The sequence below is a fragment of the Streptomyces sp. NBC_00872 genome, from assembly GCF_045161915.1.
Lineage (GTDB): Bacteria > Actinomycetota > Actinomycetes > Streptomycetales > Streptomycetaceae > Streptomyces.
In genome coordinates, this window is the sequence record NZ_CP108806.1 from 5,827,625 (window position 1) to 5,849,486 (window position 21,862).

At 68.9% G+C, this 21,862-nt stretch carries 16 protein-coding genes, 1 tRNA gene and 1 pseudogene; 10 read left to right on the forward strand and 8 right to left on the reverse strand.

Going from position 1 to position 21,862, the window contains the following annotated elements; translation table 11 throughout:
- Window positions 1-89: 89 nt before the first annotated feature.
- A complete protein-coding gene (locus OG214_RS25035; protein WP_405986016.1) occupies window positions 90-722 on the forward strand; it encodes a hypothetical protein in 633 nt (210 codons plus the stop codon).
- Window positions 723-788: 66 nt separating this feature from the next.
- On the opposite strand, the gene OG214_RS25040 is transcribed toward OG214_RS25035, so the two are convergent.
- From OG214_RS25040 to OG214_RS25055, 4 genes and pseudogenes are all read right to left on the reverse strand, one after another.
- Window positions 789-1,046: a hypothetical protein gene (locus tag OG214_RS25040; RefSeq protein WP_405986017.1), complete on the reverse strand. Its 258-nt coding sequence runs from the start codon at window positions 1,044-1,046 to the stop codon at window positions 789-791.
- A gap of 61 nt (window positions 1,047-1,107) precedes the next feature.
- Entirely contained in the window at window positions 1,108-1,665 is a 558-nt protein-coding gene (locus OG214_RS25045) for a tyrosine-type recombinase/integrase (RefSeq protein ID WP_405987610.1), read from the reverse strand.
- A 337-nt stretch (window positions 1,666-2,002) separates the two neighbouring features.
- Window positions 2,003-3,185 (reverse strand): annotated as a pseudogene (locus tag OG214_RS25050) (IS3 family transposase).
- Between the two features lie 467 nt (window positions 3,186-3,652).
- Window positions 3,653-3,724 (reverse strand) — tRNA-Cys (locus OG214_RS25055).
- A 187-nt stretch (window positions 3,725-3,911) separates the two neighbouring features.
- On the opposite strand from OG214_RS25055, the gene OG214_RS25060 reads away from it, so the two are divergent.
- From OG214_RS25060 to OG214_RS25075, 4 genes are all read left to right on the forward strand, one after another.
- Window positions 3,912-5,450, forward strand: a complete 1,539-nt coding sequence (locus OG214_RS25060) for an MFS transporter (RefSeq protein WP_405986018.1) — start codon at window positions 3,912-3,914, stop codon at window positions 5,448-5,450.
- Between the two features lie 350 nt (window positions 5,451-5,800).
- Complete coding sequence (locus tag OG214_RS25065) at window positions 5,801-7,588, forward strand: DEAD/DEAH box helicase (RefSeq protein WP_405986019.1); 1,788 nt, start codon at window positions 5,801-5,803, stop codon at window positions 7,586-7,588.
- 489 nt (window positions 7,589-8,077) lie between these two features.
- Complete coding sequence (locus OG214_RS25070) at window positions 8,078-8,719, forward strand: helix-turn-helix domain-containing protein (protein ID WP_363081896.1); 642 nt, start codon at window positions 8,078-8,080, stop codon at window positions 8,717-8,719.
- A gap of 107 nt (window positions 8,720-8,826) precedes the next feature.
- The gene (locus OG214_RS25075) at window positions 8,827-9,615 is read left to right on the forward strand and encodes a S16 family serine protease (RefSeq protein ID WP_382852631.1); all 789 of its coding nucleotides are present in this window, start codon (window positions 8,827-8,829) and stop codon (window positions 9,613-9,615) included.
- 132 nt (window positions 9,616-9,747) lie between these two features.
- Here OG214_RS25075 and OG214_RS25080 read toward each other — a convergent pair whose 3' ends face one another.
- Window positions 9,748-10,236, reverse strand: coding sequence for an Lrp/AsnC family transcriptional regulator (locus tag OG214_RS25080; protein WP_405987611.1), 489 nt, complete (start codon window positions 10,234-10,236; stop codon window positions 9,748-9,750).
- A gap of 292 nt (window positions 10,237-10,528) precedes the next feature.
- Here OG214_RS25080 and hppD point away from each other — a divergent pair, with 292 nt between their 5' ends.
- Window positions 10,529-11,683: a 4-hydroxyphenylpyruvate dioxygenase gene (gene hppD, locus OG214_RS25085; RefSeq protein WP_382852636.1), complete on the forward strand. Its 1,155-nt coding sequence runs from the start codon at window positions 10,529-10,531 to the stop codon at window positions 11,681-11,683.
- 180 nt (window positions 11,684-11,863) lie between these two features.
- On the opposite strand, the gene OG214_RS25090 is transcribed toward hppD, so the two are convergent.
- Window positions 11,864-13,597, reverse strand: coding sequence for a tetratricopeptide repeat protein (locus tag OG214_RS25090; protein ID WP_405986020.1), 1,734 nt, complete (start codon window positions 13,595-13,597; stop codon window positions 11,864-11,866).
- Window positions 13,598-13,695: 98 nt separating this feature from the next.
- Here OG214_RS25090 and OG214_RS25095 point away from each other — a divergent pair, with 98 nt between their 5' ends.
- Window positions 13,696-15,081, forward strand: coding sequence for an FAD-binding oxidoreductase (locus OG214_RS25095; protein WP_383037017.1), 1,386 nt, complete (start codon window positions 13,696-13,698; stop codon window positions 15,079-15,081).
- Window positions 15,082-15,138: 57 nt separating this feature from the next.
- On the opposite strand, the gene OG214_RS25100 is transcribed toward OG214_RS25095, so the two are convergent.
- On the reverse strand, window positions 15,139-15,615 hold the full coding sequence (locus tag OG214_RS25100) for an SsgA family sporulation/cell division regulator (RefSeq protein WP_363081900.1): 477 nt from the start codon (window positions 15,613-15,615) through the stop codon (window positions 15,139-15,141).
- A 502-nt stretch (window positions 15,616-16,117) separates the two neighbouring features.
- On the opposite strand from OG214_RS25100, the gene OG214_RS25105 reads away from it, so the two are divergent.
- Window positions 16,118-17,683, forward strand: a complete 1,566-nt coding sequence (locus OG214_RS25105; RefSeq protein WP_405986021.1) for an RDD family protein — start codon at window positions 16,118-16,120, stop codon at window positions 17,681-17,683.
- 185 nt (window positions 17,684-17,868) lie between these two features.
- Window positions 17,869-18,654, forward strand: coding sequence for an RDD family protein (locus OG214_RS25110; protein WP_383037010.1), 786 nt, complete (start codon window positions 17,869-17,871; stop codon window positions 18,652-18,654).
- Here OG214_RS25110 and OG214_RS25115 read toward each other — a convergent pair.
- Window positions 18,640-18,924, reverse strand: a complete 285-nt coding sequence (locus OG214_RS25115) for a hypothetical protein (RefSeq protein ID WP_363084930.1) — start codon at window positions 18,922-18,924, stop codon at window positions 18,640-18,642. The two genes, OG214_RS25110 and OG214_RS25115, sit on opposite strands and share 15 nt — an antisense overlap.
- Before the next feature lie 426 nt (window positions 18,925-19,350).
- On the opposite strand from OG214_RS25115, the gene OG214_RS25120 reads away from it, so the two are divergent.
- Complete coding sequence (locus tag OG214_RS25120) at window positions 19,351-21,762, forward strand: immune inhibitor A domain-containing protein (protein ID WP_405986022.1); 2,412 nt, start codon at window positions 19,351-19,353, stop codon at window positions 21,760-21,762.
- The last annotated feature ends 100 nt before the right edge of the window (window positions 21,763-21,862 follow it).

Genomic DNA, 21,862 nt, shown 5'->3' on the forward strand with positions numbered 1-21,862 from the left:
ATACTCCGATCGATCCAGCAACGGCTATGGGGTGGAGTGGTGTTCAGGTGTGGTTGATCTTTTTATGGGGTGCCGCTGTACCGGTCGGCATGGCTATGGACGATGGCATCAGACCTGAGACTTGGACAGATGGACTAGCCGGAGCGGTCAGTCTGCTAGCCATCATTCTGGTTGTGATGCTGTTCGCTCCACGGTTCGCAGGGATGTGGGCTATGGGATTCGCTGCTGGCTCGGTTCTCGCCCTGATCATCGCCCCCCTAAAGGGCTACCCAATGCTAGACATTGGGTTTGCCGTACAGGCAGTAGGCGGTTGGGCTTTGATGGGGATCTCTCCAACGATCTATGAGCGAAAGCAGCAACGGGCAATGAGAGGCAATGCCTTGGCCTTGATGCAGATGCAGGCCATGGTGGACGCTATAGAGGCTGTTCGTGGACCTCTGGTAGCTCGGGGGCAAGTACACCCGATGACCACGACTATTCCTGAGATGGTGGGGCTAGGGGAGGCGAGAGTGGAACAAGATGGAACCCTGTTCTTTACTCTCGACTCAGGGCGATCTCATCGGATAGGCAAGGAGCACATCAAGTCAGTTGAGCAAGTGAGTGCAGATGATGAACAGGTTCCCGCTGGCACTCTCTGGATTATGTTGTCACCTGCCTTTCCGTTTGCCATCACCATTGAACCGGTAGAAAGTCAGCGGCAGAGGTGGCTAGCGCTAGCCTGAGTTAGAGCACAATGAGGGGGCGGACGCTACTGTCCGCCCTTTCTCATGTGGTCAGTGCGTCACCGCTTATGCGGTGAGCGCTAGTTCCTCCTTGATCTTCCGATACTCCTTGGACACATAGTTACGGCTGACTCCAATATCCCTGGCTACCTCTGCCGCACTCTTGTTGCTGAGGAACCCGTTCCTAATGGCAATCTGGTTCCCGGTGAGTCCTGTCTCCTCGGAGTCAACACTCACATGGGGACTGCGAGGGATTGTGTCCTGTGTCCTGTCAACCTGTGGAATGTCAACCTGTGTCCTGGTGACTCTCTTCTTGGCAACCACTCGTGTCACCTTGTTCTCCGTCAACTGTTCCGTGAGTGATTGGGCGGAGGAAAAGGAGAGGCTAGTGCCTGTCCCCCAATCCTTGTACCGCATTCACGGCACGAGTGGAGGCCATATCGGCTCCGTACCTCCGGAGCATGGCAGGGGACTTCCATCCACGGATAGCCATGATGTTCTCTCCCGAGACTCCGGCCGTCTGTAGGTCATCACACCAGGTGTGGCAGAACGAGTGAGGGGACACGCAGGAAGGGTCGTATCCGGCTTGCTCTGCCCTCTTCTTCACCATCCGGTACAGGCCCATGTATTGCACTGCCTTACGTGACCTGGTTCCAAGCCACAGTGCTTGTGAGGAGTCAGCCAGGGCGTGTGCTGAACGCACCCGCAGATACCTGGTGAGAGCTTTCACTGTCTTGGGCTGAAGAGGGATAATCCTTCCGTCGATACTGTCCCTGTTCCCCTTGAGAGGGACCACGACAAGAGTGTGACCACTCAGGTCCAAGTCCTGTACGCGGAGGGAAAGCAACTCCTCTGCCCTGAGTCCCTCTGTGAGTACACGGATGATTGCGTGATCCCGGACTGTCTCGAAGTCCTTCACCTTGGCAGAGCCATTCCCTGTCACCTGTAGAACGTCACTGATGAACTCAGAGGACAGGGTCTTGGGCTTGCCCAATGGAGGAGTGGCGTACCGGTGAAGCTTGGGACTCCCGTACGGGCTCGGGTGGTCGTACTCCTCTTCCAGGTAACTGAAGAGGGGACGCAGGTTCCTTTGAAGGGTGTTGGTCCCTCCCGTATATCCGCCCTTGCCGTCCTGGCTCTTGGGTACATCGTGCTTCTGGTAGTACCAGCGGAAGAAGCGGTTGAGGGTAGGGACATCGCAGACAGTGAAGTCCCCTTCAACGCCTGACTCGGTAAGTGAGGGGCCTCGCGTTTTCCGGACAGGATTCTGACCGTTTATTTCACGCGGCGATTCGCAACTTCTCGTACTCGGCGTGGACTTCGCACGGAGGGCGGTAACCCACCGCCGAGTGGAGGCGTTTGCGATTGTACCAGAATTCGATGTAGCGAGTGATGTCCTGCCGAGCGGCCTCGCGGGTCAGGTAAGTCACCCTTGATACGAGCTCGTTCTTCAGGGCGCCGAAGAATGATTCGGCCATGGCGTTATCGAAACAGATCCCGGTGCGGCCGGAAGATCTGCGGAGCCCGAACCGGTCGAGCGTCTTCCCGAACTCAGCTGACATGTAGTTGCTTCCGCCGGTCGGAGTGAAATATCGCGTCGACCGAAAGGTTCCTGTTGCGTGCCGCGTTGCGAATTGCCCTGGATATCAGTGGGGTTTGGTAGTGGTCGTCCATCGCGTAACCGATGACTTCCTTCGTGCAGCAGTCGATGACCGTTGCAAGGTACAGCCAGCCTTCCCCGGTCGCGATATAGGTAATGTCGCCGACGAGCTTTTTGCCGGGCGCATCCGCAGTGAAGTCGCGGCCGACGAGGTCCGGCACCTGGCTAGGCCGCGGCCTGAGTGAGGTTGAACCTCTTCGGCCGTGGCAGGCAGGGCACCAGGCCCAGTTCGCGCATGAGGCGACGGACCAGCTCCACGCCCGCGGCGACGCCCCAGCGGTGCAGCTGGGCCTGGATGCGCCGGTGCCCGTAGGTGCTGTCGGACATGTCGAAGGCTTTCTCGATGAGCAATTTCAGTTCTTCGCGCCGCTGAGCTGTCGCGGATTCCGGGCGGGATCTCCAGTCGTAGTAGCCGGATCTGGAGACGCCGAGTCGGCCGCACATGAACTCGACGCTGTATGCGTACTCCTCGGTGTCGAGCCGCATCTCGTCGATGAACTCGTACTTGCTTGCTACCGGGGATCCTTCGCGAAGTACGCTGCGGCTTTTTTCAGGAAGGTAACTTCCATCTCCAGCTCGCGGTTGCGTCGTTCGAGTTCCTTCAGGCGCGCCCGCTCGTTCACCGTCAGTTCCGCATCGGGAGCCGGTTCCTGCTGCTTCTGGTACTTCTTCACCCAGCCGCGTAGCGTCTCCGGGTTCAGCTCAAGCTCCCGGGCGACTTCGGAGATCGTCTTGCTTGACCTCAACGCGATCTGGACGGCTTCCTCGCGGAACTCCGGCGAGTACTTACTGGGTGGCGCCACTTCTTCCTCGTTTCCTTGTTCAGGACAACCCTATTGGGTGGCTGTTCGGAAACTTCGTGGCCCCTCAAAGCCAGTGATTGAGAGCTACCCCGGCATTCCTGTACGCATTGATGGTCTTGCGCTGGTAGGGCCTGCCGTACCTGTTGGTGCTCGTACTCAGGTGAAGGTCCAGTTCCCCGAGCATCGCTGTCCGTGCGTCTGCCCCTGAGTCGCCTGAGACCACCCGTAGAGGTGCTGCTGTCCCCGGGGTGTCCGTCCTTCCCTCCGCGCTACGTACTGCGCTCCTGAGGGGTGTCTTCCTGGCTGCCATGGTGACTCCCTGGCCCCGCATAGGCGGGGGCCTGTCCTGGGAGCTAGGCAAGCCTCTGTGTAGTCCAGGCGACTTGCCTAGCCACGTATCGACTAGGTGTCACAGGACTGATGGAGTCTGACTGACCAAGGAAAGTCCTGGTCAGGGTTCTACTCGGAGGCCGTGGCGGGAATCGAACCCGCGTAACTCGCTTTGCAGGCGAGTCCCTGAACCACTCGGGCACACGGCCGTGTCCGTCATGCGTGTCTCTGTGTAGCTCTACTCGACCGTAGAGCGGCGGTGGGCCGGGCTCAAGGCGGGTGGGGGTGGTGCAACGCGACTGCCACACTCCGTTCACGGTCGTACGACCAAGGACCCAGTCCGGATCAGTCCCCATGACAGGGATCAAACAGGGGTTCGGCCCTTACGCTGTGTCCATGACCACCCTGGAACCAGGCGACGCCGATGTCGCTCCCGCCGGCCTCGCCGCCGCACTCCCGACTGCCGTGCTCCCGACCTCCGGCGAGGCCCTCGACCAGGGTGGTGTCCTGGGTCCCGCGCACCGGGCCCTCAGTATCGGCATCGTCTCCGTCGTCCTGCTGATCGCCTTCGAGGCGACCGCCGTCGGTACGGCGATGCCGGTGGCCGCGCGGGAGCTGGACGGGATCGCGCTGTACGCCTTCGCCTTCTCCGCGTACTTCACCACCAGCCTCTTCGCCATGGTGCTCTCCGGGCAGTGGGCCGACCGCAGCGGGCCGCTCGCGCCGCTCGCCACCGGGATCAGCGCCTTCGGTGCCGGGCTGCTGCTCTCGGGCACGGCGGGCACGATGTGGCTGTTCATCGTCGGCCGTGCCGTCCAGGGGCTCGGCGGCGGGCTGGTCATCGTCGCGCTGTACGTCGTCGTCAGCCGTGCCTATCCGGAGCGGCTGCGGCCCGCGATCATGGCCGCGTTCGCCGCGAGCTGGGTGATCCCCTCCGTCGTCGGGCCGCTCGCCTCCGGCACCGTCACCGAACATCTCGGCTGGCGCTGGGTCTTCATCGCGATACCCGCCCTGGTCGTGCTGCCGCTGGCGCTCGCCCTGCCCGCGATACGGCGGATGGCCTCCGGACCCGCCGACCCCTCCGCACCGCCCGTCGCCCTCGACCGGCGCAGGATCCGGCTGGCGTTCGGGATCTCGGCGGGCGCCGGGCTGCTCCAGTACGCGGGTCAGGATCTGCGCCCGCTCTCCCTGCTCCCGGCCGCGGCCGGCGCGGCGCTGCTCGTCCCCGCCGTCCTCGGGCTGCTGCCCGGCGGCACCTGGCGGGCGGCCCGCGGACTGCCGTCCGTCGTGCTGCTGCGCGGTGTGGCCGCGGGCTCCTTCATCGCCGCCGAGAGCTTCGTACCGCTGATGCTCGTCACCCAGCGCGGGCTGTCGCCGACGATGGCCGGGCTCTCGCTCGCGCTCGGCGGGGCGACCTGGGCGCTCGGTTCGTACATACAGTCCCGGCCGCGCATGGAGCCCTACCGCGAACGGCTGATGGCGGGCGGCATGGTGCTGGTCGTCGCGGCCATCGCGGCGGTGCCGAGCGTGCTGATCGAGTCCGTCCCGGTCTGGATCGTCGGGGTCGCCTGGGGTGTCGGCTGTCTCGGCATGGGCGCGGTGATCGCCTCGACGAGCGTGCTGCTGCTCAAGCTCTCCGCTCCGGAGGAGGCGGGCGCGAACTCCGCCGCGCTCCAGATCTCCGACGGACTCTCGAACGTCCTGCTGCTGGCGATGGGCGGCGCGGCCTTCGCGGCCCTGGGCGGTGGCGGGGTGGGCGGCCACACCGCTTCGGCCGTCAGCGGCGCCGGCGCGGCGGGCTCGCACCCGGCGGCCTTCGCCGCGGTGTTCCTGCCCATGGCGGCGGTGGCGCTGGTGGGGGTATGGGTGGCCACGCGTGTGACCACCCGGGTGACCGCCGGGGCACCCGCGCCCACTCGCGTACGGAGCCGATGACCAGTCGCGTACGGACTCGATGGCAGGCGAACGGGATGGCAGGAGCCCCGGTCGCAGGAGCCCCGCTCGCACGGGACCCGGTCACTTGGGCCCCGCTCGCACGGGCCCGCCCGCACGGCACCCCACGACCGAGCGTTCGATCGTCAGCCAGTACAACCGGCAAATGCGGGCGAACCAGGGCAACTGCCCTCGCTCGTAGCGCCCCTGGCGGCCCATGAGGTACGGATGTGGCGCCCGTCGCACCCGGCCTCATTCGTACGAGGATCCCTCCGCCCCACCGGTAGGGTGGCCCGGTCGTCGTACGTCACCGCGTACGCGCCCCGTCACCCCGAGCGCCCGAACCGGAGACCGTGACTACTACCGCCTCCTCCCACCACCTCTCACCCGCCTTCCCCGGCCGCGCCCCCTGGGGCACCGCCAACAAGCTGCGCGCCTGGCAGGAGGGTGCCCTCGGCAGATACCTCCAGGAGCAGCCACGTGACTTCCTCGCCGTCGCGACCCCCGGCGCCGGCAAGACGACCTTCGCACTGACGCTCGCCTCCTGGCTGCTGCACCACCATGTCGTCCAGCAGGTGACCGTCGTCGCGCCGACCGAACATCTCAAGAAGCAGTGGGCGGAGGCGGCGGCGCGGATCGGGATCAAACTCGACCCCGACTACAGCGCGGGACCGCTGAGCAAGGAGTACGACGGCGTCGCCATCACGTACGCGGGTGTCGGGGTACGGCCCATGTTGCACCGCAACCGGTGCGAGCAGCGCAAGACCCTCGTCATCCTGGACGAGATCCACCACGCCGGCGACTCCAAGTCCTGGGGTGAGGCCTGTCTGGAGGCGTTCGAGCCCGCGACCCGCCGGCTCGCGCTGACGGGTACGCCGTTCAGATCCGACACCAACCCCATCCCCTTCGTGGCGTACGAGGAGGGCGACGACGGCATCCGCCGCTCGTCCGCCGACTACACCTACGGATACGGCAGCGCCCTCGGCGACGGAGTCGTCCGTCCCGTGATCTTCCTCAGCTACAGCGGCAATATGCGCTGGCGCACCAAGGCCGGTGACGAGGTCGCGGCCAAGCTCGGCGAGCCCATGACCAAGGACGCGATCTCGCAGGCCTGGCGCACCGCGCTCGACCCGCGCGGCGACTGGATGCCCAATGTGCTGCGCGCCGCCGACCAGCGCCTCACCGAGGTGCGCAAGGGCATCCCGGACGCGGGCGGACTGGTCATCGCGAGCGACCAGGACTCGGCGCGCGCGTACGCGAAGCTGATCCGCGAGATCACCGGTACGAAGGCCACGGTCGTCCTCTCCGACGACACCGGCGCGTCGAACCGGATCGACGAGTTCAGCGCGGGTGAGGACCGCTGGATGGTCGCGGTCCGCATGGTGTCGGAGGGCGTCGACGTACCGCGTCTCGCCGTGGGCGTGTACGCGACGACCATCTCGACCCCCCTGTTCTTCGCGCAGGCCGTCGGCCGTTTCGTACGGTCCAGACGCCGTGGCGAGACCGCGTCCGTCTTTCTGCCCACCATCCCCAATCTGCTCGGGTTCGCGAGCGAGATGGAGGTGGAGCGCGACCATGTGCTCGACAAGCCGAAGAAGGGCGGCGAGGAGGACCCCTACGCCGAGTCCGAGAAGGAGATGGCGGAGGCCGAGAAACTCCAGGACGAGGACACGGGTGAGCAGGACATGCTGCCCTTCGAGGCGCTGGAGTCCGACGCTGTCTTCGACCGGGTGCTCTACGACGGCGCCGAGTTCGGGATGCAGGCGCACCCGGGCAGCGAGGAGGAGCAGGACTATCTCGGCATCCCCGGACTGCTGGAGCCCGACCAGGTGCAGATGCTGCTCCAGAAGCGGCAGGCACGCCAGATCGCGCACAGCCGCAAGAAGCCGGACGCCGAGGCGGATCTGCTGGAACTGCCCGCCGAGCGACGGCCGGTGGTCTCCCACAAGGAACTGCTGGAACTGCGCAAGAAGCTCAACGCGATGGTCGGCGCCTATGTCCATCAGAGCGGCAAACCGCACGGGGTGATCCATACGGAGCTGCGCCGGGTGTGCGGCGGACCGCCGAGCGCCGAGGCGACGGCTGGACAGATCCGGGAGCGGATCGCGAAGGTACAGGAGTGGGCCACCCGGATGCGATGAGTCGTACGGGGGCCGGACGAGGGCCGGACGAGTCGTACGGGGACCTGACGAGGGCTCGACGCAGGGACCGGTCGGGAGGCCGGGCGGCGGCCGTACGGGGAGGTGGTGGCGTGGCGCCGCACCCGGACCGCATCCGGCGCGGGTGGCGTGTGCGCCTTCCCCGGCGCGTCGAACCGGTCGCGCCGGGCGAGCCGTTGGCGCAGCCGCCGGGACGGGCGCCCGACGGGCGCCCGACTCCCAGCGGTACGGGCCGCTCGCCCGGAACGCCTGCTGACACCGTTGTCAGCCACGATGCTCACCCGGCATAGCGGGAGCGATCACCCCAAGTCATCACTCTGCCGACTTCAGGCCCGAACGTGGATCAACTCCCCTTCCCTGCCCGGATTCTGGACGAGGTCTTCCGCTCAGCGGTGCCTCTCGCTACTGTCCCCGCAATGTGAACGCTTCGTGGCAGTTCGGCCTCGGAGCGCAGCGAAGGGAGAGGGCGTCGTGACCGCGGAGACCTCCCAGACGCTCGACCGGGGACTGCGCGTCCTCAAGCTGCTCGCCGACACCGACCACGGCCTGACCGTCACCGAGTTGTCCAACAAGCTCGGTGTCAACAGGACCGTCGTCTACCGGCTCCTCGCCACCCTCGAACAGCACGCGCTGGTCCGCCGTGACCTGGGCGGCCGGGCCAGGGTGGGCCTCGGTGTGCTGCGTCTGGGCCGGCAGGTGCATCCGCTGGTACGGGAAGCCGCCCTGCCCGCGCTGCGCTCGCTCGCCGAGGACATCGGCGCCACCGCGCATCTCACCCTCGTCGACGGTGCCGAGGCCCTGGCCGTCGCGGTCGTCGAGCCGACCTGGACGGACTATCACGTCGCCTACCGGGCCGGATTCCGTCATCCGCTCGACCGGGGCGCCGCGGGCAAGGCGATCCTCGCCGCCCGCCGGACCGCGCTCACCGAGCCGCGCTGCACCCTCACCCACGGCGAACTGGAGGCGGGCGCCAGCGGAGCCGCCGCCGCGCTGGTCGGGGTGACGGGGATAGAGGGCAGCGTCGGCGTCGTGATGCTCGCCGACTCCGTACCGGAACGGGTGGGCCCGCGTGTCGTCGACGCGGCCAAGGAAGTCGCGGACGCCCTGCGCTGAGGCGTCCGTACGCCGAGGCGCCCGGCACCGTCCCGTAAGGGAGCCACGGTCGGAGCCACGGTCGGAGCCACGGTCCGGCCCCGCCTCCCGGCAGATACATTGACACCGTGCTCTCTCGTCTCTCGCGTCCCGGCGCCCTCACCCTCTGCGCTCTCCCGATCGTCGCGCTCTTCGCCGTCGTCGGTGCCGCGCCGCTCCCGTACGCCGTGGCGCAGCCCGGGATGACCGTGGACGTCCTCGGCACCGACCGGGGCAGGCAGGTCATCACCATCGACGGAACGCCCACCCGTACGACCGAGGGCCAGCTCCGGATGACCACGATCGAGGCGACGGGCCCCTCCGCCGATGTCGATCTCGGCGATGTGGTCGACGGCTGGTTCCGCGCGGACCGGGCCGTACTGCCGCGCGAGGCGGTCTATCCGTCGGGGGAGTCCGACAAGGAGATCGAGAAGCACAACGTCCAGGACATGGTCGAGTCGCAGAACTCCGCGACCACGGCGGCGCTCGGCTATCTGCGCAGGGACCCGGCCTCGGTCGATGTCAGTCTCCAGCTCGCCGATGTGGGCGGCCCCAGCGCCGGGCTGCTCTTCGCCCTCGGCATCGTCGACAAGCTGGACGGCGACGGCTCCGGCGGTGATCTCACCGGCGGCCGGACCATCGCCGGTACGGGCACGATCACCGACAACGGCGATGTCGGCGCGGTCGGCGGGGTGTCCCTCAAGACCCAGGCGGCCGGCCGCGACGGCGCGACCGTCTTCCTCGTACCGAAGGCCGAGTGCCGCGACGCCCGCGCCGAGCTGCCCGGCGGGATGCGGCTGATCCCGGTCACCACGCTCAAGGGCGCGGTGTCCGCCCTGCGCTCACTGGAGCAGGGCGGCGACGTACCGGGCTGCTGACATCGCCCGGCGACGCCCTTCCCGTCCCCGGAGTCCTTCCCGTTCCCGGAGTCCTCCCCGTCACCGGAGTCCGTTCCGGGACCGGGGGCCGTTCCGGGACCGGGATCCGTTCCCTCACCGGGGGCCGTTCCGTCACCGGAGGCCGTGCGACCGGGCGGTGGAATCCGCCGCCGCCTGCTCCACCAGGGGGATGATCCGCAGCGGTACGGGATTCTCCATCACGATCGCCGTGGCGGCCCGCACGATGCCGTCGAAACCGACCACCCGGTCGATCACCCGCTGGAGATCGGCGTTGGAGCGGGCGACGAGCCGGCAGAGCATGTCGCCCTGTCCGGTGGTGGTGTGCAGTTCGAGCACCTCGGGGACGGTCGTGAGATGGGCGCGCACGTCCGCGCCCTGCCCCTGCTTGATCTCCAGCGTGGCGAACGCCGTGACCGGATAGCCCAGGGCCGCCGGATCGACGGTCGGGCCGAATCCCCTGATGACGCCGTTCGACTGAAGCCGGTCGAGACGTGCCTGTACGGTCCCGCGCGCCACACCGAGCCGGCGCGAGGCCTCCAGCACCCCGATCCGCGGCTCCCGCGCCAGCAGCACGATGAGCCTGCCGTCGAGCCCGTCGATACCGGCTCCCGCGCCCGCCCCCGCACCCCCGCCCGTACCCCCGCCGGCCCCCGCACCCCCGCCCGCACCCCCGCCGGTGTCCGTTCCCCCGCCCGTCCCCGTACCCGTACCCGCGCCCATGCCCATGGCCCGCCCCCTTCTCGCCCTTGTGCGCCGCCTGCCCTGCCCGTGGTCATACGGTCCGTGGTCATACTGTGCAGATGGCCCCCTCATTCTCGCGGTCCGCTGCACATATTGCCCAGTGAATACGCGAACTGTTGCGCACCTTGTGGAACGGCGGGACGCTGAGGCCATGGCTGACACCTCGATGAACACCGACACCGCCCCCGACACCGCGCGCGAGGCCGACCCCTTCCCGGTCAAGGGCATGGACGCCGTCGTCTTCGCCGTCGGCAACGCCAAGCAGGCCGCGCACTACTACTCCACGGCCTTCGGTATGAAGCTCGTCGCCTACTCCGGACCGGAGAACGGCAGCCGGGAGACCGCGAGTTACGTCCTGACGAACGGCGCGGCCCGTTTTGTGTTCACCTCTGTCATCAAGCCGTCCACCGAGTGGGGCCGCTTCCTCGCCGGGCATGTGGCCGAGCACGGCGACGGTGTCGTCGACCTCGCCATCGAGGTCCCGGACGCGCGCGCCGCGTACGCCTACGCCACCGAGCACGGCGCCCGCGGGGTCCAGGAGCCGTACGAGATCAAGGACGAGTACGGCACGGTCGTGCTCGCCGCCATCGCCACCTACGGCCAGACCCGGCACACCCTCGTGGAGCGTTCCGGCTACGACGGTCCCTATCTGCCGGGCTTCGGTGCCGCGGACCCCATCGTCGAACCGGCCGCCAAGCGCACCTTCCAGGCCGTCGACCACTGTGTGGGCAATGTCGAACTCGGCCGGATGAACGAGTGGGTCGGGTTCTACAACAAGGTCATGGGCTTCACGAACATGAAGGAGTTCGTGGGCGACGACATCGCCACCGAGTACTCCGCGCTCATGTCGAAGGTCGTCGCCGACGGCACCCTCAAGGTGAAGTTCCCGATCAACGAGCCCGCGATCGCCAAGAAGAAGTCGCAGATCGACGAGTATCTGGAGTTCTACGGCGGGGCCGGCGTACAGCACATCGCGCTCGCCACGAACGACATCGTCGCCTCCGTACGGGCCATGCGGGCCGCCGGCGTGCGGTTCCTGGACACCCCCGACTCGTACTACGACACGCTCGGCGAGTGGGCGGGCGAGACCCGGGTGCCGGTCGAGACCCTGCGCGAGCTGAAGATCCTGGTCGACCGGGACGAGGACGGCTATCTGCTCCAGATCTTCACCAAGCCGGTCCAGGACCGGCCGACCGTCTTCTTCGAGATGATCGAGCGGCACGGCTCGATGGGCTTCGGAAAGGGCAACTTCAAGGCGCTCTTCGAGGCGATCGAGCGCGAGCAGGAGAAACGCGGCAACCTCTGACCCACGCCGCAGCGCCGCGGCGCGGGAGCCGCGACCGGGGAGCCGCGACCGGGGAGCCGCGACCGAGCAGCCGTGGCCGGGAAGCCGTGGCCGGGTCACCGCCGGCCGACGCACCGCGGCCCCACGGGAGCCCGTGCTCTCCGTGGGGCCGGGGCCATGGTCCGGCCGCTTTCGGGCCGCTCAGACCGTGCCCGCGACGGCCGGTGGCTGCGCCGGTACCGGGAACGGCAACGGCGAGGACGCCGACTGCCCCTGCGTCTCCGGCAGCTGTGTGTCCGGCATCTGCGCGTCCGGCGCCTGCCCTCGCGTGTCCTGCCCCCGCGTGTCCGGCTTCGGAACGTACTGCCGCTGTGTGTCCTGCCCCCGGGTGTCCGGCCCCGACACGTCCGGCCCCCGCAGGTCCTGTTCCCGTACGTCCTGCCCCCGCGTGTTCTTCGGCCCGCTCATCGGCCCGCTCATCGGTCCGCCGCCGGACACGTTCTCCAGCACGTTCAGCGACTCCCGGGCCTTCGGCGCGAGCAGCGGTGAGAAGTACGGATTGATCCGCAGCGCCTCCTCGATATGGCGGCGGGCCGGACCGCGCATCCCCAGCGTGCGCTCGATCTCGCCCAGGTGGTACGAGAACAGCGCGTTCCTGAGCCCCTGCCGTGTCGCCTTCCGCGCGTAGGCCAGCGCCTCGTCGCTCCGGCCCGCCCGGTGCAGTGCCCAGGCCAGCGCGTCCGCGACGTACATGCTCCGGTGCGACCGGGTCCACTCGGCCGTCAGCCGTACCACGGCCCCCTCCGGATCCCCGTGGTCCGTCTCGAAGCGGGCGAGGACCAGTTGCTCGTTCACCCCGTGGGCCTGCGCCTTCCCGACCCGTTCCCGCAGCCACTCGTACTGCGTCTGCGCGTCCCCGGTCAGGCCCTCCGAGTCGTACAGCTCGCCCAGCTCCAGCGCGTATTCGGGCAGCGGCAGCTTGCCGAGCGCCGCCTCGTAGACCTGGTACGCCTCGTCCGTCCTGCCCAGCGCGGCCAGCGCCCTCGCGCGCCCGGCCATGGACGCGGGATGCGCGTGCGCCGCCGCGAGCGCCGCGTCGTAGTGGTCCAGCGCCTTGGCCGGTCTGCCCTGGTCCCACGAGAGCCGGCCCAGCGTGTGCAGCGCCTCGGCCTTCTCCTCCGGTGTGTCGGCCGTCGCCGCCGCCTCGGTCGCCTTCGCCGTCGCGTCCTCGTGCCGGCCGAGTTCGCGGTAGACGGCCGCGGCGCGCTCCAGCACAGGAGTCCCGGAGTGCAGCTCCTTCAGCCGGTCCAGCGCCTCGCCCGCCGCCTTGTACTCACCCAGACCGCTGTACGCGTCGATCAGCACCGGATACGGAGTCCAGTCGTCGGGCCGCTGCTTGCGTACCGTCTCGGCCCACTTCCTGGCGGTGGCGAAGTCGTGCCGCGCGTTGGCGAGCCGGGCCAGGCCCACCAGGGCCGCCGGATTCCCGTACTCGGCGGGTTCGCCCGCCTTGCCGTCCTCGCCGCCGTCCGCGCCCCCCTGCGCGGGCCTTCCCGCCGCGGCCCGGTCGTCCGCCTCAGCCACCGTCGCGAGCGACCGCTGAAGTGCCTGGTCGGCCTTGGGGTAGTACGCCGAGTTCCCCTGCCGTGACCCGCGTTCCACATACGCCGAGCCGAGCACCGCCCAGGCCTCGCCGTCCTTGGGATGGGTACGCAGCCAGGCCTCCCGGTCGTGGATGAGCGCGGTCAGGTCCGCGAGCGAGGCCGGCGCCCCCGAGCCCGCCGCCGCCATCGCCCGCGCCTCGGGGCTCAGCACCGCCGGCCGGTCATGGTCCGGTACGAACAGCAGGACGCCCCCGACCAGCGCCGCGCCCACCCCCGCGGCCAGCGCCGCCCTTCTGACCTGTCTGACCTGCTCCGTTTTCATGGGGTTCATGATGATTACTGTGCGTCCATATGAAGAGCACACCCGTGCTTGCCGTTGTGGATCGCAGACGGGTTCACACCGATGGCCCCGGATGCGAGTCTGGGATCATGGATGATCTGGATTCCCAGGACGACCTCGTCGTACGGCTCCGGTCCGGGCTCCCCGCCGAAGCCCTGATCACCGACCCGGACATCATGGCCTCCTACTCCCACGACATGGCGAGCTTCTGCGAGGCGGGAGCGCCCGCGGTGGTCGTGCTGCCGCGCTCGGTGGAGCAGGTCCAGCACGTCATGCGCACCGCCACCGCGCTGCGCGTACCCGTCGTACCGCAGGGCGCCCGTACGGGGCTGTCGGGCGCCGCCAACGCCTCGGACGGGTGCATCGTCCTCTCCCTGACCAAGATGGACCGGATCCTGGAGATCAGTCCGGTCGACCGGATCGCCGTCGTCGAGCCGGGCGTCATCAACGCCACCCTCTCCCGCGCGGTCGGCGAACAGGGCCTCTACTACCCGCCGGACCCGTCGAGCTGGGAGATGTGCACCATCGGCGGGAACATCGGCACGGCCTCCGGCGGGCTGTGCTGCGTCAAGTACGGCGTCACTGCGGAGTACGTCCTCGGCCTCGATGTCGTCCTCGCCGACGGCCGGCTGCTCACCACCGGCCGCCGTACCGCCAAGGGCGTCGCCGGCTACGACCTGACACGGCTCTTCGTCGGCTCGGAGGGCAGCCTCGGCATCGTCGTCAAGGCGGTCCTCGCGCTCAGGCCCCGGCCGCCCCAGCAGCTGGTGCTGGCCGCGGAGTTCGCCTCCGCCGCCGCCGCGTGCGACGCGGTCTGCCGGATCATGGAGCGCGGGCACACCCCGTCCCTGCTCGAACTGATGGACCGTACGACCGTCCAGGCCGTCAACGCGATGACCAGCATGGGCCTTCCCGACACCACCGAGGCGCTGCTGCTTGCGGCCTTCGACACCCCCGACCCCTCGGCCGATCTGGCCGCCGTCGGTGAGCTGTGCGCCGCGGCCGGCGCCACCGAGGTCGTCCCCGCCGAGGACGCGGCCGAGTCGGAGATGCTGCTCCAGGCCCGGCGGCTCTCGCTGACCGCGCTGGAGACCGTCAAGTCGGCGACGATGATCGACGACGTGTGCGTACCGCGCACGCGGCTCGCCGCGATGCTCGACGGCACGGCGGCCATCGCGGAGAAGTACGGCCTGACCATCGGCGTCTGCGCGCACGCGGGCGACGGCAACACCCACCCCGTCGTCTGCTTCGACCAGGCCGACCCGGACGAGTCCCGGCGCGCCCGGGAGTCCTTCGACGAGATCATGGCGCTCGGTCTGGAGCTGGGCGGCACGATCACCGGTGAACACGGCGTCGGTGTCCTGAAGAAGGAGTGGCTGTCGCGCGAACTGGGCCCGGTGGGCATGGAGTTGCAGCGCGGCATCAAGCGTACGTTCGACCCGCTCGGCCTGCTCAACCCCGGCAAGATCTTCTGAGCCCCGGCCCCGGCCCCGGCCCCGGCCCGTAGCCCGTCGCCCGCTCTCCGCCATCGGTCAGCCCTCACCGTCCGCCGATCCGTCGGACGGCCAGGGGTCCCGGAACCACAGATCGTCCGCCGGTGTGGCGGCGAGCAGCTCGCTGAGACCGTCGTCGATGCCGAGCTGTCCGCTCTCCGTACCCGGAGGCACGATCCGGAGCGTCCGCTCCAGCCACGCGGACACCGCCGTCGAGGGCGCCTCCAGCAGCGCGTCACCGTCGGGCGAGGAGAGGGCGACACAGAGAACACCGTGCCCGGCGACCTTCGTCGGCCAGATCCGTACGTCACCGTGCCCGCACGGCCTGAACACTCCTTCCACCAGCAGCTCACGGGCGAAGGTCCATTTGACGGGGGTGTCGGAGCCGATGTGAAAGGTGATGTGCACGGCGTACGGATCGTCCGTGCGGTAGGCCAGCCGGGCCGGTACGGGGATGCCGCGCTCGGGCGACAGGACCAGGCGCAGCTCCAGATCGCGTTCCACGACGGTGTGCATCGGCGGCACTTCCTCTCCTGACGGGGTGGCCCGGCGACGGGCCCGTACGAGGAGAGAGGCGCCGGCCCGCCGACTATGACGCGACTTCCGGCGACGATTTCCAGCGAATTCCGTAACGGCGACGCCCGTCGGGTCCGACGCCCGTCGGGTCCGACGCCCGTCGGGTCCGACGCCCGTCGGGTCCGACGACATCCGGTCCGACGGCGCCACCCGTTCGGCCCTGTTCAGCCCGTTCAGCCTCTCCGCCCCCGTCCGGCGCCCGGTCCGCGCCCGGACGGAAGGCATTCACGACGGGACGGATTCGTTCACGTCGGAACAGGACCGATCATGCCGGACCCTACCGTTGGCACTGGCGCCCGGCTGTTCGTACACCGTGGCGAACACTTCTTGGCCCACATCCTTTCGAATGCGGTCTTTCTGCTGTTCTCCTTCTTCAGGCATCTGAGTTCTTCGTTAATGTCTTCCTTGGCTGAACACGGCGTGAGTGAACGGAGTTGGGTCAGTGGCTACTCCTCCTGGTGACGGCGGGAACGTACCCCGGGAAGGGTTCTACCCAGACCCGTCCATCCCTGGATATGTCCGGTACTGGAACGGCGCCGCCTGGGTGCCCGGTACGAGCCGGCCCGCGCCCCCCGGCGGCGGGACGACGCCGGGGACCCCGCCCGCCGTGGACGAGACAGGCCCGGTCTTCCTGGACGAGGAGCCGCCCGACGGGCCCCGGCCGGGGCCGGAACCGGCGTCCGTCTGGCAGGCCGACGCCTCGCGGCAGAGCGGCTTCGGCGGCGAGCGCGACGACCGTGTCTCCTGGGGAGCGGGCGGCCAGGATCCCCGTATCCCCGGGCCCGCCTCACCGCCCGCGCCCGACCGTCTGCCCGCGTTGTCGGCCGGGGGCGGTTCCCCCGCGCCGCACCACGAGATCCCGCCGCCCACCCCGGGCGACCCGACGGGCGGCGCGCTGCCCGGCGTACGCGCGCTCGGGCCCGGCACGGACGACGGCGAGCCGCCCTCCGAGGGCGCGGTCGCGCTCCGCGCCATGCGACGCGGCGTCAGGCCGGACGCGGGCCAGGGATCCGGCGCGGGGACGGGCACCGGGACCGGGACCGGTGACGACACGGGCCGGCCGCCGGCCCCGCGCGACGCGGGACGGTCCCCCGCGGAGGGTGTCGACAGCACCGTCGCCCTCCGCGCCCTGCGCGCCGCCCGGCGGGCCAAGGACGATGACGCGGCCGCCGCCGGCGCGGCGGGCCGGACGGGCCAGGCCGAGGGCACGATGGCGATCCGCGCGCTGAACCAGGGCGCGTCCAGTACGGGCACGGCACTGCCCGCGCGCCGCCGTCCCCAGCCCGAGCCGCAGTCCCCGCCGCCCTCCCAGCCCCAGCCGACGCCCGGTCAGGTCGGCACGCCCCAGGCGCCCGCCACTCCCGCCACTCCTGTCTCCCAGGGCGCGGGCGGTGGCGCCGCCTCCTGGGCCCAGCAGGTCCACCAGCTCGCCCAGCCCATGACCCCGGGAGGCACCGACCAGCCGGTCGTGCCCTGGAAGCCCCCGGTCGACGACCCGTTCCTCCAGGCCGCGCGGGCCCAGGCGGCGGCGAGGCCCGCGGGACTCGCCAAGCGGTTGGTGGCCCGGCTGATCGATTCCCTCGTCCTGGGCGCGCTCGTCGGCGCCGCCGCCTTCCCTCTCTTCTCCAGGGCCCGTACGCATATCGACGCCAAGATCGAGGCGGCGGAGCGGACCGGTGAGACCGTCACGGTCTGGCTCATCGACACCACGACGGCCGGTTATCTCGGGGCCGTACTCGTGGCGCTGCTGGTCCTCGGCGTGCTGTACGAGGCGCTGCCGACCGCCAAGTGGGGGCGGACACTGGGCAAGAAGCTCTGCGGTCTCGAAGTGCGGGACATAGAGTCCCACGAGGCCCCGGGCTTCGGCGCCGCGCTGCGCCGCTGGCTCGTCTACGGGATCCTGGGGGTGCTCGTGGTGGGTGTCCTCAATGTGCTGTGGTGTCTGGTCGACCGGCCCTGGCGGCAGTGCTGGCACGACAAGGCGGCCCGTACGTTCGTAGCGGGCTGACCCCCGGGCCCGGGTCCCCGGGCCCGGGTCCCCGCCCCCGCCGGGACCCGGCGGATCAGGAAGGGCCGGACCCGGTCCCGTACTTCCCCGGGAGCGGTCCAGGACCACTCCCGTACCGCTCCGCGACTGCTCCGAACGGCGGGTGATCCGTTGCGGGCCCCTGTCACGCGCGGTGCACTGCCCCCATGAGCAATGATCAGCCGCCGCCCGGCCAGTCACCCGACGACGACCCGTTTCTGAAGAGACCACAGGGACCCCCGTCGTCGGAAGGCCCGCCCGGTCCGCCCCCCGGCGGCGGCTCGTCCTCCGGCTCTCCGTACGGTCCGCCTCCCGGCTCCCCGTACGGCGCTCCCTACGGCGGCGACGGCGGTCCGCCTCCGGGCTCCCCTTATGACCATGACGACCAGGACCGGAACGCCTATGGCGGGGGCCCGTTCGGCGGTACGGATCCGCTCGCCGGAATGCCACCGCTCGCGCCCTTCGGCAGACGGCTCGCGGCACGGATCATCGACGCCCTGATCATTTTCATTCCGCTGGCCATTCTGTCCAGTTTCTTCGGAAACTGGCACGCGCAGGCGAACAGCAGCAATTGGGGCGACTTCACCAACCAGGTGAATACGGGAACACAGTGGCTCTGGTCGGTCATCTCCGTCGTGGCCTACGTCGGCTACGACACCCTGATGACCCGGAGATCCGGGCAGACCCTCGGCAAGCGCTGGCTGAAACTGCGAGTCGCGATGCTCAACAACGGCGCGGTGCCGGACACCGGAAGCGCGCTGCTGCGCGCGGTCGTGCTCTGGCTGCCCGCCCTGCTCTGCTGTCTGATCGTCTGGTGGGCCGTCATCATCCTGAGCATCCTGGTCAGCAGGCCCTACCGGCAGGGCCTGCACGACAAGGCGGCCAGGACGGTCGTCGTGACGGCGACCGAGCGGGGGCCCGGCCGGCCGGGCCGGAACTCAGCGGCGCATTGAGGGCTGGACCCGTGCCTCCCCGCCCCCGCGCACCCGTGCGGCGGGGGCCTCGGCCCGCGCGGATTCCGTGGCGGCGGCCGGACGCGCCGCCCTGTTCCGGCCCGGCGCGGGCACGGTGAGCGCGACCAGCAGACCCAGGGCGAGCGCGGCGATTCCTATCACCACGACCCCGGCGCCGGCGGTGACACCGGAGACGAGCAGCATGACGACCGTGGAGCAGACGACGGTGGCGGAACCATAAGCGAGCTGTGCGGCAGTCGGACGCGGCATGGCGGAATCCGTCCTCGGAGCTTCGGGTTCGGGGGTGTCTCGCGTATCTCGCGCGTAGTCGCAAGCGGGGGGCGGCAGTTGCGAATGACTCGCACTGCCCATCGACTCGACTCTACGACGAGGGCATGCCCGGGAGGAACGGGTAGTAAGCGTGACCTAACGCACGGTGCCGTGGCACAGGGGGCGCATCGAGTCACACCCCCCGCCAAAGGGCTTGAATTGTGCGGTTGTTGTCCGAATTTCTCCATGTCTGGTCGGCCCGAAGTGTGGAACCCGGTCCATCGCATAGTGCACTTGACCAGTGCAAGTCAAGGTCTGTCTTTTCTTCCTTAACTCCGGTCGAATGTCGTCACTTATGACGCATACGCGCGCGGATCCCTCACTCCCGGTCCGCGGATCGCGTGCGCCGGGGAGGAAAAGCATCAAGTGATCAGAAACCGACGGGCGAGAAGAATGTCCGCGGTGATCGTGGCTCTGGCCGCGACCGCCGCGACGGCATCAGCCTTCACCACGGCCCAGGCCGAGGACAACCCCGCATCCGGCCCCGCGGGGATCGAGCGCCGTGACCCGGCGCCCCAGAAGGGACAGGTCGAACACGACCTGGAAGGCCCGTTCAGCAAGCAGCAGTCGGCCCAGCGTGAGGCGGCGCTCGAACAGGTCATCTCCGGCGACGCCAAGGTCGAGAAGCGCGGCGGCTCCAACGTCGTCAAGCTCGGCGGCAAGAAGTACGTCGAGCTGGGCCGCGAGAAGACCGACAAGATCTTCACCATCCTCGTGGAGTTCAGCGACACGGTCGACAACACCACGATGTACGACCCGGACGGGGCCGGCCCGCGTCCGCCCGTCGTGAGGTACGGCGGCACGCCCGGTCCCCAGCACAACGAGATAGCCGAGCCCGACCGCGCGGTGGACAACTCCACCGCCTGGCAGGCCGACTACAACCAGGCCCACTTCCAGGACCTGTACTTCGGTACGGGCACCGACGCGGACGGCCAGCCGAAGGACTCGCTGAAGACCTACTACGAGAAGACGTCCTCCGGGCGCTACTCGGTCGACGGCACGGTCTCCGACTGGGTCAAGGTCCCGTACAACGAGGCCCGTTACGGCTCGAACTACTGCGGCAGCACCACCTGCTCCACCGCCTGGGACGCCGTGCGTGACGGTGTCACCGCCTGGACCGCGGCCCAGAAGGCCAACGGCAAGACGGACGCGCAGATCAAGGCGGAGCTGTCCGCCTACGACGAGTGGGACCGTTACGACTTCGACGGCGACGGCAACTTCAACGAGCCCGACGGGTACATCGACCACTTCCAGGTCGTCCACGCGGGCGAGGACGAGTCGGCCGGCGGCGGCGCCGAGGGCACCAACGCGCTGTGGGCGCACCGCTGGTACGCGTACGGCACCAGCGCCGGCACCACCGGCCCGGCGAACAACAAGTCGGGCGGCACCCAGATCGGCACGTCCGGCATCTGGGTCGGCGACTACACCATGCAGCCGGAGAACGGCGGACTCGGGGTCTTCGCCCACGAGTACGGCCACGACCTGGGCCTGCCCGACCTGTACGACACCGCGGGCGGTGACAACTCCACCGCTTTCTGGACGCTGATGTCGTCGGGCTCCTGGCTCGGCGAGGGCAAGGACGCGATCGGCGACCTGCCGGGCGACATGACCGCCTGGGACAAGCTCCAGCTCGGCTGGCTCGACTACGAGCAGGCCACGGCCGCGACCAAGTCCGACCACCGGCTGGGCGTCTCGGCGTACAACACCAAGAACCCGCAGGCGCTCATCGTCGACCTGCCCAAGAAGCTCAAGACCACGACTGTCGTGAAGCCCGCCGAGGGCTCCAAGCAGTGGTGGAGCGACATGGGTGACGACCTCAAGAACACCCTCACCCGTCCGGTCGACCTGACCGGCAAGACCTCGGCTTCGCTGGAGCTGCAGGGCTGGTGGGACATCGAGGCCGAGTACGACTACCTCTACACCGAGGTCTCGACCGACGGCGGCGCCAACTGGACGGTGCTCGACGGTACGGCCGACGGCCAGCCCCTTCCCCGTGACGCGGCCGACAAGCCGTCGCTGACCGGTGTCTCGGGCACGAACAAGCACCTCGTCTACCCGCTGGACGCCTACGCGGGCCAGAAGTTCGACCTGCGCTTCCGCTACCAGACGGACGGCGGAGTGGCCCCGAAGGGCTTCACCGCGGACGCGATCACCCTGACCGCGGACGGCGCGACGGTCTTCTCCGACAATGCCGAGGGCGACGACGCGGGCTGGACCGCGAAGGGCTTCTCGCGCATCGGTGAGGGCTTCACGCAGGAGTACGACCAGTTCTACATCGCCGAGAACCGTCAGTACGTCTCGTACGACCGCACCCTTGAGGTCGGCCCGTACAACTTCGGCTTCAACGCGCCGTACGAGAACCAGGTCGAGCACTACGCGTACGAGAACGGCGTGCTCATCTGGCTGTGGGACACCTCGCAGAAGGACAACAACACCAGCGCCCACCCGGGTGAGGGTCTGATCCTGCCCATCGACGCGCACGCCACCCCGCTTCGGTGGGCGGACGGCACGCTGATGCGCAGCCGTATCCAGGCGTACGACTCGACCTTCGGTCTGGCCCGTACGACCGCTCTGACGCTGCACAAGGCGAACGTGCCGGTCCAGGTTCCCTCGCTGCCCGCGGCCACCGTCTTCGACGACCGCAAGGGCACCTACTGGTACGCGGACAACCCGCTCTCCAGCGTCAAGGTTTCCGACACCAACACCAAGATCAGCGTCGTCAGTGAGTCGCAGGGCGGCCAGACGATCCGGGTCAAGGTTGCTCCCTCCGACAAGTAACCGGAAGTAACCGCAGGTCAAAGCATGATCGGCCGTCGCCCTCTAGCGGGCGGCGGCCGATCGTGTTTAGGTGCGTCCTACCATTCTCTTATTGACGCGA

Coding starts and splice junctions, on each gene's coding strand:
- OG214_RS25115 (WP_363084930.1), bottom strand. CDS start 18,924: ATGCCGCGTCCGACTGCCGCACAGCTCGCTTATGGTTCCGCCACCGTC.
- OG214_RS25100 (WP_363081900.1), bottom strand. CDS start 15,615: ATGCACACCGTCGTGGAACGCGATCTGGAGCTGCGCCTGGTCCTGTCG.
- OG214_RS25060 (WP_405986018.1), top strand. CDS start 3,912: ATGACCACCCTGGAACCAGGCGACGCCGATGTCGCTCCCGCCGGCCTC.
- OG214_RS25110 (WP_383037010.1), top strand. CDS start 17,869: ATGAGCAATGATCAGCCGCCGCCCGGCCAGTCACCCGACGACGACCCG.
- OG214_RS25090 (WP_405986020.1), bottom strand. CDS start 13,597: ATGAACCCCATGAAAACGGAGCAGGTCAGACAGGTCAGAAGGGCGGCG.
- hppD (WP_382852636.1), top strand. CDS start 10,529: ATGGCTGACACCTCGATGAACACCGACACCGCCCCCGACACCGCGCGC.
- OG214_RS25095 (WP_383037017.1), top strand. CDS start 13,696: ATGGATGATCTGGATTCCCAGGACGACCTCGTCGTACGGCTCCGGTCC.
- OG214_RS25035 (WP_405986016.1), top strand. CDS start 90: ATGGCTATGGACGATGGCATCAGACCTGAGACTTGGACAGATGGACTA.